This window comes from Pseudomonas sp. RAC1, assembly GCF_030658255.1.
Lineage (GTDB): Bacteria > Pseudomonadota > Gammaproteobacteria > Pseudomonadales > Pseudomonadaceae > Aquipseudomonas > Aquipseudomonas boreofloridensis.
The window spans coordinates 83,651-98,128 of sequence record NZ_JAUTXS020000022.1 but is presented as its reverse complement, the minus strand read 5'-3'; the positions used below and the strand labels follow the sequence as shown (position 1 = coordinate 98,128).

The 14,478-nt window shown below is 64.5% G+C and carries 12 protein-coding genes and 1 pseudogene; 3 read left to right on the top strand and 10 right to left on the bottom strand.

Annotated features, from left to right (window positions below; genetic code table 11):
- Nucleotides 1-18: 18 nt before the first annotated feature.
- The 10 genes and pseudogenes from tssH to tssA form a co-directional block, all read right to left on the bottom strand.
- Nucleotides 19-2,694: a type VI secretion system ATPase TssH gene (gene tssH, locus Q7C30_RS05435; protein WP_317870931.1), complete on the bottom strand. Its 2,676-nt coding sequence runs from the start codon at nucleotides 2,692-2,694 to the stop codon at nucleotides 19-21.
- On the bottom strand, nucleotides 2,687-3,736 hold the full coding sequence (gene tssG, locus Q7C30_RS05430) for a type VI secretion system baseplate subunit TssG (RefSeq protein WP_317870930.1): 1,050 nt from the start codon (nucleotides 3,734-3,736) through the stop codon (nucleotides 2,687-2,689). The genes tssH and tssG overlap by 8 nt, the downstream gene beginning before the upstream one ends.
- Nucleotides 3,700-5,562, bottom strand: a complete 1,863-nt coding sequence (gene tssF / locus Q7C30_RS05425) for a type VI secretion system baseplate subunit TssF (RefSeq protein ID WP_317870929.1) — start codon at nucleotides 5,560-5,562, stop codon at nucleotides 3,700-3,702. The genes tssG and tssF overlap by 37 nt, the downstream gene beginning before the upstream one ends.
- Nucleotides 5,559-6,074 carry a type VI secretion system baseplate subunit TssE gene (tssE, locus tag Q7C30_RS05420; RefSeq protein WP_029613831.1) on the bottom strand — a complete coding sequence of 172 codons (516 nt, stop codon included), beginning with the start codon at nucleotides 6,072-6,074 and terminating at the stop codon, nucleotides 5,559-5,561. The genes tssF and tssE overlap by 4 nt, the downstream gene beginning before the upstream one ends.
- The gene (locus Q7C30_RS05415; protein ID WP_304483492.1) at nucleotides 6,068-6,508 is read right to left on the bottom strand and encodes a hypothetical protein; all 441 of its coding nucleotides are present in this window, start codon (nucleotides 6,506-6,508) and stop codon (nucleotides 6,068-6,070) included. Before Q7C30_RS05415 ends, tssE begins: the two co-directional genes overlap by 7 nt.
- Nucleotides 6,505-6,944: pseudogene (locus Q7C30_RS05410) on the bottom strand (type VI secretion system amidase effector protein Tae4). The gene Q7C30_RS05415 and the pseudogene Q7C30_RS05410 overlap by 4 nt, the downstream one beginning before the upstream one ends.
- Before the next feature lie 71 nt (nucleotides 6,945-7,015).
- Complete coding sequence (locus Q7C30_RS05405; RefSeq protein ID WP_029613828.1) at nucleotides 7,016-7,504, bottom strand: type VI secretion system tube protein Hcp; 489 nt, start codon at nucleotides 7,502-7,504, stop codon at nucleotides 7,016-7,018.
- A 151-nt stretch (nucleotides 7,505-7,655) separates the two neighbouring features.
- Nucleotides 7,656-9,149 carry a type VI secretion system contractile sheath large subunit gene (gene tssC / locus Q7C30_RS05400; RefSeq protein ID WP_317870928.1) on the bottom strand — a complete coding sequence of 498 codons (1,494 nt, stop codon included), beginning with the start codon at nucleotides 9,147-9,149 and terminating at the stop codon, nucleotides 7,656-7,658.
- 10 nt (nucleotides 9,150-9,159) lie between these two features.
- Nucleotides 9,160-9,675, bottom strand: a complete 516-nt coding sequence (gene tssB, locus Q7C30_RS05395) for a type VI secretion system contractile sheath small subunit (protein ID WP_029613826.1) — start codon at nucleotides 9,673-9,675, stop codon at nucleotides 9,160-9,162.
- Nucleotides 9,676-9,732: 57 nt separating this feature from the next.
- Entirely contained in the window at nucleotides 9,733-10,773 is a 1,041-nt protein-coding gene (gene tssA, locus Q7C30_RS05390) for a type VI secretion system protein TssA (protein ID WP_317870927.1), read from the bottom strand.
- Between the two features lie 406 nt (nucleotides 10,774-11,179).
- Between tssA and tagH the strand changes: the two genes are divergently transcribed.
- Genes tagH through tssK form a run of 3 tightly spaced genes read left to right on the top strand, consistent with a single transcriptional unit; the run spans nucleotide 11,180 to nucleotide 14,476 of the window.
- Nucleotides 11,180-12,586, top strand: a complete 1,407-nt coding sequence (gene tagH, locus Q7C30_RS05385) for a type VI secretion system-associated FHA domain protein TagH (RefSeq protein WP_317870926.1) — start codon at nucleotides 11,180-11,182, stop codon at nucleotides 12,584-12,586.
- A 48-nt stretch (nucleotides 12,587-12,634) separates the two neighbouring features.
- Complete coding sequence (gene tssJ / locus Q7C30_RS05380; protein WP_317870925.1) at nucleotides 12,635-13,126, top strand: type VI secretion system lipoprotein TssJ; 492 nt, start codon at nucleotides 12,635-12,637, stop codon at nucleotides 13,124-13,126.
- A 15-nt stretch (nucleotides 13,127-13,141) separates the two neighbouring features.
- A complete protein-coding gene (tssK, locus tag Q7C30_RS05375; protein ID WP_295486394.1) occupies nucleotides 13,142-14,476 on the top strand; it encodes a type VI secretion system baseplate subunit TssK in 1,335 nt (444 codons plus the stop codon).
- The last annotated feature ends 2 nt before the right edge of the window (nucleotides 14,477-14,478 follow it).

Below are 14,478 nucleotides of genomic sequence, written 5' to 3'. Positions count from 1 at the left end.
ATCCCGTGGGTGCGGCGCTCAATCGGCCGCGCTGAAGTCATAGTGCAGTTCGTTGTCCTGAGCCGTGATGCGCACGCTGGCCAGCGGCTTGCCTTCGAGCATGCGGGTGAGGAACTCGCGGCTCATGTCCGGCAACAGGCCGTTGGTGAGGATGGCGTCGATCATCCGCCCGCCGCTCTCGGTTTCGGTGCAGCGCGAGACGATCAGTTCCACGACCGCGTCGTCGTAGGCGAAGCCGACCTTGTGCGTAGCCTCCACGCGCTTGCGGATACGCTCCAGTTGCAGGCGAGTGATGGCCTGGAGCATGGCATCGCTGAGCGGATAGTAGGGGATGGTCACCAGGCGGCCGAGCAGGGCGGGCGGGAAGATCTCCAGCAGCGGCTTGCGCAGCAGGGTGGCTACCGCGTCGGGCTCCGGCAGGGTCTTTGGATCTTGGCAAATGTCGGCGATCAGCTCGGTGCCGGCGTTGGTGGTGAGCAGGATCAGCGTGTTGCGAAAATCGATCTGCCGCCCTTCACCGTCTTCCATGACACCCTTGTCGAACACCTGGAAGAAGATTTCGTGCACGTCGGGGTGAGCCTTCTCCACTTCGTCGAGCAGTACCACGCTGTACGGCCGGCGACGCACAGCCTCGGTCAGCACACCGCCTTCGCCGTAGCCGACATAGCCGGGTGGCGCGCCCTTGAGGGTGGAGACGGTATGCGCCTCCTGGAACTCGCTCATGTTGATGGTGATCAGGTTCTGCTCGCCGCCGTACAGGGCCTCGGCCAAGGCCAGCGCCGTCTCGGTCTTGCCCACGCCCGAGGTGCCGGCCAGCATGAACACACCGATGGGCTTGTTCGGGTTGTCCAGCCCGGCGCGAGAGGTCTGGATGCGCTTGGCGATCATCTTCAAGGCGTGGTCCTGGCCGATGATGCGCTTGGCCAGGTGGCTGTCGAGGTTGAGAACCGTCTCGATCTCGTTGCGCGCCATGCGCCCGACCGGAATGCCGGTCCAATCGGCGACCACCGAAGCCACGGCTTGATAGTCGACGGTGGGCAGGATCAATGGGCTTTCGCCCTGCAAGACGCTCAGGCGCTGTTGCAGGTCGATCAGTTGCTCACGCAGTTCATGGCTGCCCTGCGCGTCCACGTCCTGGTCGACGACACCGACCTGCTCACGCAGCCGTGCGCGGGTGGCCAGCAACTCGTCGACCAGCGCCTTTTCGTCGCTCCAACGGCTTTCCAGGGTTTGCAGGCGCTCGCGCTCTTCGGCCAGAAGGCGCTCGGCCGAGGCCTGACGCTGGGTGGTGTTCACGCCGATGGCCGCCTCGCGGGCGATGATCTGCAACTCGACTTCCAGCGCTTCGATGCGCCGGCGGCTGTCGTCCACTTCGGCGGGCACGGCGTGCAGGCTGATGGCCACGCGTGCGCAGGCGGTATCGAGCAGGCTCACGGATTTGTCCGGCAATTGCCGCGCGGGGATGTAGCGGTGCGACAGCTTGACGGCCGCTTCCAGCGCTTCGTCGAGGATCTGCACCTGATGGTGTTTCTCCATGGTCGAGGCCACCCCGCGCATCATCAGCAAGGCCTTGGGCTCGCTCGGCTCATCGACCTGCACCACCTGGAAGCGCCGGGTGAGTGCCGGGTCTTTTTCGATGTGCTTCTTGTACTCGGCCCAGGTGGTGGCGGCCACGGTGCGCAGGCTGCCGCGGGCCAGGGCCGGTTTGAGCAGGTTGGCGGCATCCCCGGTGCCGGCTGCGCCGCTGGCGCCGACCAGCGTGTGGGCTTCGTCGATGAACAGGATGATCGGCTTGGGCGAGGCCTGGACGTCTTCGATGACCTGGCGCAGGCGCTGCTCGAACTCACCCTTCATGCTGGCGCCGGCCTGTAGCAGGCCGACGTCCAGGCTGCGCAATTCGACGTCCTTGAGCGCCGGCGGCACGTCGCCGGCGACGATGCGCAGGGCGAAGCCTTCGACCACGGCGGTTTTGCCCACGCCGGCTTCGCCGGTGAGGATCGGGTTGTTCTGCCGGCGGCGCATGAGGATATCGACCAGTTGGCGGATTTCCTCGTCGCGTCCGACGATTGGATCGAGCTTGCCACTGCGCGCCTGCTCGGTGAGGTCGACGGTGAAGCGCTTGAGCGCTTCCTGCTTGCCCATCGCGGCGGGGGCGACAGCGCCACTGGCCTCGCCTGGCACCGCCGCGTTGAAGCCGTCGCTGGCGCCCAGGTCGTTCTCGGGAGAGTCGCCGACGTATTCGTCGAAGCGCTCGCTCAGGGCCTCGATCTTGAGTTTGGCGAACTCGCTCGACAGCCCCAGCAGGGCGTTGCGCAAGCTTGGCGTCTTGAGAATGCCGACCAGCAGATAGCCGGTTCGCACCTGGCTCTGGCCGAACATCAGGCTGCCGTACACCCAGCCACGCTCCACCGCTTCTTCCACCTGCGAAGACAGGTCGGTGATCGAGGTGGAGCCGCGCGGCAGGCGGTCCAGGGCATCGGTGAGATCCCGGGCCAGGCGCGCCGGCTCGACGTTGAACTGGCGCACGATGCGGTGCAGGTCGCTGTCCTGCAACTGCAACAACTGGTGCAACCAATGCACCAGTTCCACATAGGGGTTGCCGCGCAGCTTGCAGAACACCGTGGCGGCTTCGATGGCTTTGTAGGCCACGCTGTTGAGTTTGCCGAACAGCGCGGCGCGACTGATTTCACCCATGTTGCGGACTCCTTGTACGGGGGGATTGAACCGGCTGCTCGGCGTAGTAGCGGGCCAGCTTGAGGTCGTTGGCATCGTGTTCGGGTTGCCCCAGCCAGGTGTCGAAACCCAGCCGCCGGCGGGCGTCGAGTTGCAGTGCAGGCACCTGGTCGCGGGCGAGGATCAGGTTCAGCTCCCAGTCCAGTTCGTGGCCCTGGTATTCGGCGACCCAAGCCGCCAGTTCGACGAAGGCTTGGCCACCGGGGAGCAGGGCGTGGTACTGCTCCAGGCTCAGCGGACCGATGCACAGGCGAAACTTGTGCTGGCGGTCCCACACGTGACGGCCCAGGCACAAGTCCACGCCGAGCCGGTTGGCTTGCACGCCCAGACGGCTGCGCTCGGGCAGCTCCAGCCATTGGCCGACATACTCTTCGATGCGCACCGGTACGTCGAAGTAGCTCGACAGGATGCTGCATAGCCCGTCGGGATAACGCGTCTGCGCGGCGAGGTGACCGGAGTAGTGCAGTTTGGCCGTGTGCGGCAGGATGCCCTGGTCTTGCAGTTCGGGTTGGCCGCGGCCGCTCAGGGCCGCCAGGCGCGCGGCCCAGTAGTCGTCACCGGGACGGTCGTGGCTGACGGTCGGCCGTGCCTCGGCCCAGGCCCGGTAGAACAGGGTCAGCAGACGGTGGTGGAAGATGTCGAGGAAGCGCTTGCTGGTGTGGTCGGCGTGATTGCGCTGGCGCTCGCGCAGGTATTCGGTCAGGTGCAGCGGTAGCGGGCCGTTGGGACCGCCAAGGCCGAAGAAGAACTGCTCCAGACGGGCCGGGCCGGTGTCGTTGTGGGTCACCGAAGCCAGGGTCGCCGGGGCGAAGCTGCAATCGAGGTGCTGACCCAGGCGCACGGGCTCGTCGGCCAAGCGCTGGGCGTGGCCGAAACGCGGCAACTCCGGGTGTTCGGCTTCCAGACGGCGCAACGCCTGGAAGAAGTCGAAGGCCCAGGGCTCGGCCTGCATGTCCTGGAGAATGTTCACAGGGTCGGCCTGCGTCCGGGCTTGGCTTTCCATCGCATGATCTCGCCGCGCTCAGTGGTGCGCAGTACGGTTTCGGTGAAGCTGTTGATGGAGACGTAGCGGGTCAGGAAGCGTTCGAAGACCGCACCCAGCAGGAACACCCCCGTGCCACGGAAGGCGTTCTCGTCGAATTCCAGAGTGATTTCCAGGCCTCGACCGAACACGATCGGCCCTGGCATCGGCAGGCGCCGGGTGCAAGGCTTGGCGCTGACCTCGCGCAGACCTTCGATTTGCAGGTGCAAGGCGCTGTCCTGGCTGTCGCCGTACAGGCGCAACAGTTCGCGCAACGCTGCCGCGCCCTGGCCCTGTTCGGTCAGCGACAGGTAGTTCAGCGACAGTTGGCTGATCAGGCGCCAGGCGCGGTTGTCATGGGCGTGGCTGGCCTTGGGCCGGCAGGGACCGGCCAGGCAGCGCACCGCCGAAACCGGCGCACTGTCGGCCAGGCTGAAGTCGCTGCGGCCGTCGCCCACGGTCATGAACAGTGGCAGGTCGCGGTTGCTGCACAGCGCGCTGATGCCCAACTGGCGCAGGTCGTGGCGGTAGGGCGCCTGCTGACCGTCGACCAGGCTGATGAAGGTCTCGCTGCCCAGGTAGCTCGAGCGCGTGCCGGTACGCCGCTGCTCGCTGGACAGCACGCGCTGTTCGCGGCGCAGGATGTAGTAGGCCTGGTCGCGACCGTAGCGCGATGGGTCGCGCACCGCATAGAACGGCAGGAACGACTGGTCCGAGCCGGTGCCGTGACCGGTGACGGCCTGCAGTGAGTGGATTTCGAAGTCGGTGGGCCGGGTACGGTCGGCGATCACGTGGTGTTCGTTGACCTTGTCGGTCAGGTGGATACGGTCGGTGCGGCGTGGAAACAGGTTGATCGCCGGGGTGCAGAAGGGCACCAGGCGCTCGGCGCCAACACTGTTTTCCAAGGTCGAATCGAAACGCTCGAACAGGACCAGCAGCTCCAGCTCCTGCCCGTTGCAGCGCTTGACTGCGCGCTCGAGCCCGGCGAAGTCGACGAACAGGAACCGTTGCGGCAGGGCGAAATACTCCTGCAGCAGGCGGTAGCCCTGGAAGGCTTGCGGCACCACCGGCAGGGCGGCCTCATGGTCGTCGAAACCGCATGGGCGCAGCGCCTGTTCCAGCGGGATGCGCTCGACCCAGTCGGCGCCGGGCTGGCGGGCGAACACCGCGCAGGCACTGCCGAGCAACTGCTCGTACAGGCGGTAGGGCATCTCGTCGGCACCATTGAGGTACAACGGCAAGTGCTTGAGTGGCAGGCTGGAGAAGGGAATCTCGGCGCCGCTGCGCAGGGTCAGGCGCAAGGCCGCGCGGGCCTTGGGCTCGCTGGCAGCGAGGCGGCCGAGTACGGCGCCTGGGTTGCCGAAGTACTCTGCGCGCGCCACCTGCAGCGGCCACAAGGTCACCTCTTGCGTGCTGCGGAATTCGCAGGGGGTTTGCGAATCGCGGCCCAGGTTGGCGCGTAATGCGCTGCCGCGCGGCAGCGGGAAACCGGCACTGAGCGAGCCCTCGTCGGGGTCGGTCTGCAACTGCACGATGGTCATCGACGGGGTCGGTGCCAGATAGTGCGGGTAGGCGATTTCCAGCAGGTTGTGGGTGAAGGTCGGATACTCGGCGTCGAGTTTGAACTGCACCCGTGCGGTCAGGTAGGCGAAGCCTTCGAGCAGGCGCTCGACATAAGGGTCGGCGCATTCGATGCCGGAGAGCGTCAGGCGCCCGGCGATCTTGGGATATTCACGGGAGAACTCAGCAGCACTCTCGCGGATGTGGCGCAGTTCCTGGTTGTACAGTTCGAGCAGGCGCGGATTCATGCGCGTCTCCGACGATCGGCCGTGGTCACGCGCACCTGCCCGGACTCCAGGTCCAGGTCGGTCTGCAACAGCAGCGGCAGGGCCGCAGGCTGAGCCCAGAGATCGCCCTCGATCTCGAAGCTCAAGGCGTTGGCGTTCATTTCAGCCGGCGCGGTGAGTGCTCGAACCCGCAGCGTGTGGGCCAGGATACGCGGCTCATAGGTGGCGATGGCCTGATGAATGATGCGTTCGAGCGCCAGCAGGTCGATGTTGGTGGCGCAGTTGCCGGCCAACGCAGGCAGTCCGTAGTTGATCACCGAGGTGCCGGCCGGGGTATTCAGGGTATCGTCGCTGTCGAGCAACGAGGTGGTGTTCAGTAGCCAGGCCAAGTCGCGCAGGACCGAGGCCTTGAGCTGTTGCAGCGACAGTACGCGTTTGTCCGGAGCTTCCTGCGGATTGCCGGGATCATCGTCGGTCAGACGATCGAGAAGCGAGGGTTGCAGGCGGTCGCGGGCGGCGATGTCGGCTACCACGTGAATAGCCCCACGAAGTCCTTCTGGTCCAAGGGACCGGTCATGCAGCTCCCACCTTTTGCCAAGATGGAAGGTTCGAGCACGCTGTCCATCAGGCGCACGGCCTGATACTGGCTATCACATCGCCCAGGCGTTGAGGGATCGGCTTCGACATGGCTCACAATGATGACCTGTGCTCCTCTGAACTGCTCCACTCGAGGCCGGCCAGTGTTGCGTTCGGGGCTCAATTGGCATGGCCACGGCATCTGCAGCTCCAAAAGCGATTGATCGCTTTTTTGCAAGGCGCAGCGGCCTTGGTGACTCACCAGCGCAAGCGTTTGCCCGCCAAGGGTGACTTGTGAGTTGGGCGGCGCAGATGACGTTAGGTGTTCGCCACACGCATTCATGGCAAGTAGGGCTAGAAGGCCGGGTACGACCTTGATCAGCCTCTTCATGTTAGCTCCCAGAACCAGACGGCCTTGGAGCGATGTGCTTGATCGGCGAAGGAGCCTGTTACCCGGCCTCTATCCCAAAGATCGATGTGGTCCCCGCTACGGTGTTCGAAGGACTGTCCCGAGCGTGCAAAGCAATCCTTGAAGAAGATGAGGCCGCGTTTGCCATTGAGCTTCTTTCTGTCCATGGCGCTGCCGCTCAATTGCATAGGCGCTCCAAGGTGAGTTTCCATAGCCAGTTCGCCAACGACTCAGCGCCTCTGGCGTGCCCATGGGCGCAACGCGGCCCACTGTACGTTCTGGCGTTGACCTTGATCGTATGCTCGCCATTTAGCGCGATGCTCATACGAATCGCACATTGGTTGTCCCAAGGTCCGTCGCAAGGTGCTGCAACAATGGGGTAGGCATTCCAAAGGTTCATGAAAGAAGGCTTGGCCATGACCGATTACCTTGGACAAATCTGGTGTACAAGAGAACGCTGGCGCCTGGTGAGGGCGCCAGCGTGCGCGATCAGATCTTGACGTTCTGACGCACGTTCCAACCGTACTTGATGGCGCCGCCGTCCTTGGTGCCGTCAGCTTTCTGTGGCTGGTAGTCCACGGTGACCTTGGCGAAGTTCAAGGTGACGTTCTCGGTCAGGCGGTCATCGCTGCCCGAGCCGCCGGTGCTCAGCGAGCTGATGATCACTTCTTCCAGGTTGATGATCAGGTACTCGACCTGGCTCTCGCCACCGGCCTTGCGCACGGTCAGCTTGACCTTGTCGATGTGCTTGCCGCTGGAGCAGTGGGCCATCAGGTTCGGGCTGGACTTGTCGACGTACTTGGTGATCGACAGGTCCTGGATGTTGACCTTGCCGGCACCGCCGCCGCTGCCCATGTGCATGTTGCCGGACTGGGACATGCCCCAGCTCCAGTTCAGCACGTCGATTTCTTCCTTGTGGGCCTTGTCTGCGGACTCGCCCTTGATGTCGCCGATCTTGATGAAAATGTCTACAGCCATGATGTCCTCGATATTTCGCGTCGGTTGGCGTTCGTCGTGAGGTCGTACAGTTCCGGGGGCACTGCTTCACCTGCCGGACAAGGTCCGCAGGTTTACAAGGCTTCCCGGCTCGATCGAGAGGGAAACCACTCCCCGGAAGGTCAAGCGTCGATCAGGCCCCTTTGGCCGACGGCAGCTTCGAGACCAGGCGCAGCGACACGGTCAGCCCTTCGAGCTGGTAGTGCGGGCGCAGGTAGAAGCGCGAGTTGTAGTAGCCAGGGTTGCCTTCGATTTCCTCCACCACCACTTCAGCGGCGGCCAGCGGATGCTGGGCCTTGGTGGTTTCGCTGGAGTGCGCGGGATCGCCGTCGACGTAGTTCAGGATCCAGTCCTGCAGCCAGCGCTGCATCTCGTCCTTTTCCTTGAACGAGCCGATCTTGTCGCGAACGATGCACTTCAGGTAATGGGCGAAGCGGCAGGTGGCGAACAGGTACGGCAGGCGCGCGGCCAGGTTGGCGTTGGCGGTGGCGTCCGGGTCGTCGTATTCGGCCGGCTTCTGCAGCGACTGGGCGCCGATGAAGGCAGCAAAGTCGGTGTTCTTCTTGTGCAGCAGCGGCATGAAGCCGTTCTTCGCCAGTTCCGCTTCGCGGCGGTCGGAAATGGCGATCTCGGTCGGGCACTTCATGTCCACGCCACCGTCGTCGGTGGGGAAGGTGTGCGCCGGCAGGCCCTGCACTTCACCGCCCGATTCCACGCCGCGGATGCGCGAGCACCAGCCGTAGTGCTTGAACGAGCGGTTGATGTTCACTGCCATGGCATAGGCCGCGTTGGCCCAGGTGTATTTGCTGCTGTCGGCGCCGTCGGTGTCTTCCTCGAAGGCGAAGGCTTCGACCGGGTCGGTCTTGGCGCCGTAGGGCAGACGTGCCAGGAAGCGTGGCATGGTCAGGCCGATGTAGCGCGAGTCTTCCGATTCGCGCAGCGAGCGCCAGCCGGCATATTCCGGGGTGGTGAAGATCTTGGTCAGGTCACGCGGGTTGGACAGCTCCTGCCATGAGCCCATGCCCATGACTGTCGGCGAGGCGGCAGCGATGAACGGGGCATGCATCGAGGCGCAGACCTTGGACAGCTCGCCGAGCAGCTCGACGTCGGGCGGCGACTGGTCGAAATAGTAGTCGCCCACCAGGCAGCCGTAGGGCTCGCCGCCGAACTGACCGTATTCCTCTTCGTAGAGTTTCTTGAACACCGGGCTCTGGTCCCAGGCGGTGCCCTTGAACTTCTTCAGGGTCTTGTGCAGGTCGGTCTTGGACACGTTGAGCACACGGATCTTCAGTTGCTCGTCGCTCTCGGTGTTGGTGACCAGGTAGTGCAGACCGCGCCAGGCGCTTTCCAGCTTCTGGAAGTCGTCATGGTGAATGATCTGGTTGACCTGGGCAGTGAGCTTGGCATCGATGGCGGCGATGATCTGCTCGATCGAGCCGATGGCGTCGTCGGAGATCAGGTTGGTCTGCGCCAGGGCCTGCTCGGCCAGGGTGCGTACGGCGCTTTGCACCGCCTCCTTGGCGCGTTCGGTCTTGGGTTTGAATTCCTGCAGCAGCAGGTTGGCGAAGTCGCTGGTCTGCTCGGTGCTGGCCTCGGCGGCCTGGTTGTCGCGCAATGTGTCGGTCATGGCGGGCTCCTCAGGCGCTCGGCTCGTTGTCGGCAGGTTTCGGGGCACTGGCCAGGGCCTGCAGCAGCGCAGGGTCCTTGATGGCCTTGAGGATGATGTCCTCGGCGCCAGTCTTGCCGTCCATGTAGGTCAGCAGGTTGGCCAACTGGGTACGTGCCTCGAGCAATTGGTTGAGGGCATCGACCTTGCGCGCGACGGCGGCCGGGCTGAAGTCGTCCATGCTCTCGAAGGTGATGTCCAGGCTCAGGTTGCCGTCGCCGGTGAGTTCGTTGGGGACGTTGAACGCCACGCGAGGCTTCATCGCCTTGAGCCGCGAGTCGAAGTTGTCCACATCGACCTCCAGAAACTTGCGGTCGGCCACGGCCGGCAGCGGTTCTTCCGGCTTGCCGGCCAGATCGGCCAGCACGCCCATGACGAAGGGGAGCTGGACCTTCTTCTCGGCGCCGTACAGTTCGACGTCGTATTCGATCTGCACGCGCGGCGCGCGGTTGCGCGCGATGAATTTCTGGGAGCTGTCTTTGGCCACGTGGTTCCTCCTGGTCGCCGCTGGGGGCGCTGTCGTTCGTTGCGGCTGTCGGTGGTATCAGTCGTCCTGGGGCCCGCGCAGGTTCTCGAACTGCGACAGGCCATCGGGAATCAGGTCGCGCACGATGGTCGCGAAATCGGCATCGACCAGGTGCTTGGCCCGGCGCAGCAGCACGGGCAGTGGGCTCGAAGGCTCGTGGCGGGCGTAGTACTGCAGCAGCCGGTCGAGGCTCTGGCGGACATCGTCGCGGCTGTTCACTTCGCCGGGCCGCGCTGGCGGGCGGGCGCTCGGTGTAGCGGCGCTGGCCGATGGTGCCTGGTCGTTGTCGAGCGGTTCATGCGCAGGCGTGTCGGGTACCGTGGCCGATGGCGAGCCACCGGGTGCGTAGTCGGCGAGCACTTGCGAGGCCAGGCGCAGCGGCTGCTTGAGCGCGCTCAGGTCGACGCCCGAGGCGGATCCAACGTGGTCGCTCACCCGTCGTTCGATGGCTTCGCAGGCTTCGCGCGCTCGGGTCAGGGCCTGGCGCGTCTGTTCGAGCTCTTCGGCGTCGGCATCGCGCAGTGCGGCGGCCAAGGCTTCGATGCTGAGGTCTTCGCTGGCGAAGTGCTGCAGGCCAGCGGCGTGCAGGCCGGCACGCAGGGTCACCGGGCCGAACGCGCGCGAGCGTGCCAGGACGGCTTCGCGCAGCAAGGCGATGTTGGCTTCGCAGGTGAGGCCGGCCAAGGCGTTGACGCGCACGGTCGGGTCGTTGTCGTCCGAGGCATCGAGTTGCGGGTGCAGGTGCAGCCAGTACTCGCCCAGCAGATCGCGGATCAGTTCCAGGCCGTCGGCCAGGCCGACAAAACCGTGCAGGGCAAGGTTGGACTGAACCAGGAAGTGGGTAATGCGCAGGTCTTTGCTGCGTTGCAGCAGGGAGATGCAGGACTGTTCGAGGGTGCGCCACTGAGGCGGTTCGGCCGGCTGTACCGCATCGCCCATGACCCGCTCCGGACGCCCTTGGGCATCGCGTTCGAGTTGCAGGAAGTCGGCGTCGTATTCCAGGTCTTCGCCACAAGGGAAGTCATCTGAAACAGCGGCTAGCAGTGCCTGGGAGTTCACCAGATATCGATCTCCATATCGGCCCGTGGCGGGGCTCTGCAAATGGCGCAGGGTCAAAATTCAAAAGTGTGAACCAGCGCACAAAACGCTGGTGAACTTTAAGGGTTGATATTGAACCGATATCAGCGGCTGCAGCTCAAAGTTGCGCATTTATGGTTTATTTCCAAAATGCTGTCAAGGTAAGCTAGCGCGCTGAACACCCGAGTGTGATCGTTTCAGCAGAATTTCAGCCGGCCGCTGAAACTGACATCAAAGTGCAGCTTGAGTGAGTTAGATTGTCAGGTTCTGTAGCGATAAATAGCGCATCTCCTTTGAAATTACGTGGATTTCAAGGTCTGATCCTGTAGCGCAAAGCAGTCCATCCATTTGAATGGAATCAAGGTTTATAGTCTATGCAGGAGGCGTGATGGCACTTTGCCTAACTATCACTAGTTACCACAAGATCACCCCAGGGCAATGCTCGGAGATCACGGTGGAAAATGGTGCCGTCAGCATAGGAAGAAGTCCTAACAATGACTGGGTATTACCTGATCCTGAGCGGTTGGTATCTTCTAGTCATTGTGTAGTCCAATTCCGTGAGGGCCGTTACTACATAACGGATAGCAGTACCAACGGTATCGAGTTGGTTCAGGCCGGCGTGCGTCTTCGCCGTGGAAACAGTGAACCGTTGATGGACGGCGAACTCATCCGGATCGGCGATTACGAGATCCAGGCGCGTATCGATTCGGGCTTTTCCGTCGACGAGAGTCGTCAGCCGGGCGCTCAGAGCTTCGAGGCGCTGATGGCCAATCAGGTCGCAGCGTCGAGCTCGCCCATCGCTCCGGCCTCTGCGGCGTTGCTGCAGGGGGCATCCAGCCACGACACCCTGCCAGATTTGTTCGATTTCCTGGGTGCATCGAGTGTGCCTCCGGCCAGCCAGCCCGACCACGTACCGGCCCAACAACACGATTTCCGGCCACCTGCGCCCGTTGCGCCCGCTCCTGCGCCGCCGCCTCCTGCAGCGCCTGGTATCGGGGCCATTCCAGCGGACTGGAACCCCTTCGACGACAGTCCCGCGCCTGCGCCTGCGCCTGTGCCCGCTGCCGCGCCAGACATCCCGCCCATGCCGGCTTTCGAAAGCCCGTTGGCGGCTGAGCCTGCGCCGTCGATCGCCCCGCCGCAGACGCCTCAGCCGCCGCCCTCAACGTCCGTCGCGGCAGCGCCGCCCGCCCCGCCTGCCGCTGACCAGGGTCTTCTACAGGCATTCCTGCGCGGTGCCGGGATCGACCACCTGCGTTTCGACGCCGAGGATGCGGCTGCGCAGATGGAGGCCGTCGGGCGCAGCTACCGCTTGATGGTCGAAGGGCTGATCGATGTCTTGCGCGCGCGCAGCAGCCTCAAGGGCGAGTTCCGCATGCAGCAGACCACCATCGCCCCCGTGCAGAACAACCCGCTCAAGTTCGCCCCCAATGCCGATGAGGCCTTGCTGCTGTTGCTGCGCCAGGGCAGTCAGGCGTTCATGCCGGCCGACCAGGCCGTGCGCGACAGTTTCGATGATTTGCGTGCCCACCAACTGGCAGTGATGGCCGGCGTCGAAGCCGCCATCAAGCACCTGCTGACCCGCTTCGAGCCTGGGCAACTGGAAGCGCGGCTGGCGCCTGCGGCAGGCCTGGCCAAGCTGTTCGGTGGCTCGCGCCAGGCCCATCTGTGGCAGCAGTTCACCCAGCTCTACGGGCAGATTTCCCGCGAAGCGCAGGACGATTTCCAGGACTTGTTCGGCCGCGAGTTCAGCCGCGCCTACGAAGCCCATACCGCAAGAATGCAACGTTCCTGAGGCCGTGCTTCAGGACAGGAAGAGTTACAGGACGTCATGAGGACGAACATGAATGCAACACGACTGATCGCGGCCCTGGCCCTGGTGCTGCTCGGTGCCTGCAGCAAAGACGCGCCCGCACCCGCGTCGGCTGACCACGAGGCGCCCGGCGTCAGCCTGTACTTCAGCGCCGCCGCTGGCCTCAATCCGGGCGCCGACGGCACGCCCGCGCCGGTACGGGTGAGGGTCTACGAGCTGAAGAACGCCGCCGCCTTCGAGCGCGCTGACTATTTCGCCCTGGCCGAGCGCGCTCAGGCCACATTGGGGGTCGACCTCGTCGATCAGGACGAGGTGCTGCTGCAGCCCGGTCGGCAGTTGCAACTCGACCGTCCGCTGAACCCGGCCACGCGCCTGGTCGGCCTGGTCGTCGGCTACCGCGAGGTCGATCGGGCGCAATGGCGCAGCGTGCTGCCGGTGCCGCCACACGACTACCAGATCAGCCTCGATGTGCGCGCCGTGCGCAGCGCCGTGGCCACACCACAACCTGTCCCTGCCCGCTAGGCAAACGGAGAACCCATGTCCTGGAACAATCGCGTGGTCTGGTCGGAAGGCATGTTCATCACGACCCAGCACTTCCAGCAGCACGACCGCTATCTGGAGACGTTCATCGATGCCCGCAGTCGCCCGCTGTCCACGGCCGCCTGGGGCTTCTCCGAGTTGCTGATCGACCAGGGCCTGCTGGCCCAGGGCAAGCTGGCGATCATCAGCGCCCGTGGCCTGTTGCCGGACGGTACGCCGTTCGACATCCCGCGTGACGACCTGCCACCGCCGCCGTTGGAAATTCCCGAAGACCTGCGCGATGCGGTGATTTATCTGGGCCTGCCGCTCAAGCGCGCCGGCGCCCGCGACACCGTCGATGAAGGTGAACCGCTGGACGGCGCGCGTTACGTGGCCCGGGTCAGCGAAGTGCGCGACGACAATGCGCCGTTCGAGAACCGCGCGCCGTTGGCCCTGGGCAGTCGTGCCCTGCGTCTGTTGTCCGAGCGCGAGGGCTTGGGCGACTACGCGGCGCTGGGCGTGCTGCGTCTCCGTGAGAAACGCGCCGACCGCGCGCTGGTGCTCGATGACAGCTACATCCCGCCCATACTGGACGTGGCGGTGAGCGATACGTTGGCGAATTTCCGCAGCGAACTGCTGGGGCTGCTGCATCAACGCGGCGAAGCGCTGGCCGGGCGCGTGGTGGCTTCGGCCAACGGCGGCGCCTCGGAAATCGCCGACTTCATGCTGCTGCAACTGGTCAACCGGGCGCAGCCGCTGGTCGAGCACCTGGGGCAGCTCAGCCCGCTGCACCCGGAGCGGCTGTTCAGCGAACTGGTCGCCCTTGCCGGCGAGTTCGCCACCTTCACCCAGGACGGCCGGCGTCCGGAGAGCTTCCCGGCCTATCAGCACGATGATCTGGCGGCGACGTTCCAGCCGCTGATGGCCTCCCTGCGCCAAGCCCTGTCGATGCTGATCGACAGCAAGGCGGTGGCCATTCCGATCGTCGAGAAAGCCTATGGCGTGCACGTGGGCATGCTGGCCGACCGCAGCCTGCTGGACAGCGCCAGCTTCATCCTGGTGGTGCGCGCCGATGTGCCCAGCGAAACCCTGCGCAGTCGGTTCGGCCAGCAGAGCAAGATCGGCTCGGTGGAACACATCCGCGACCTGGTCAACCTGCAATTGCCTGGCATCGGCCTGTTGCCGTTGCCGGTGGCGCCCAGGCAGATCCCGTTCCATGCCGGTTCCACTTACTTTGAGCTCGACCGTGGCAGCGAGCACTGGAAACAGTTGCAGCATTCCGGTGGCTTCGCCTTCTACGTCGCTGGCGAGTTCCCTGGGTTGAGCCTGGCGTTCTGGGCCATTCGAGGATAAGC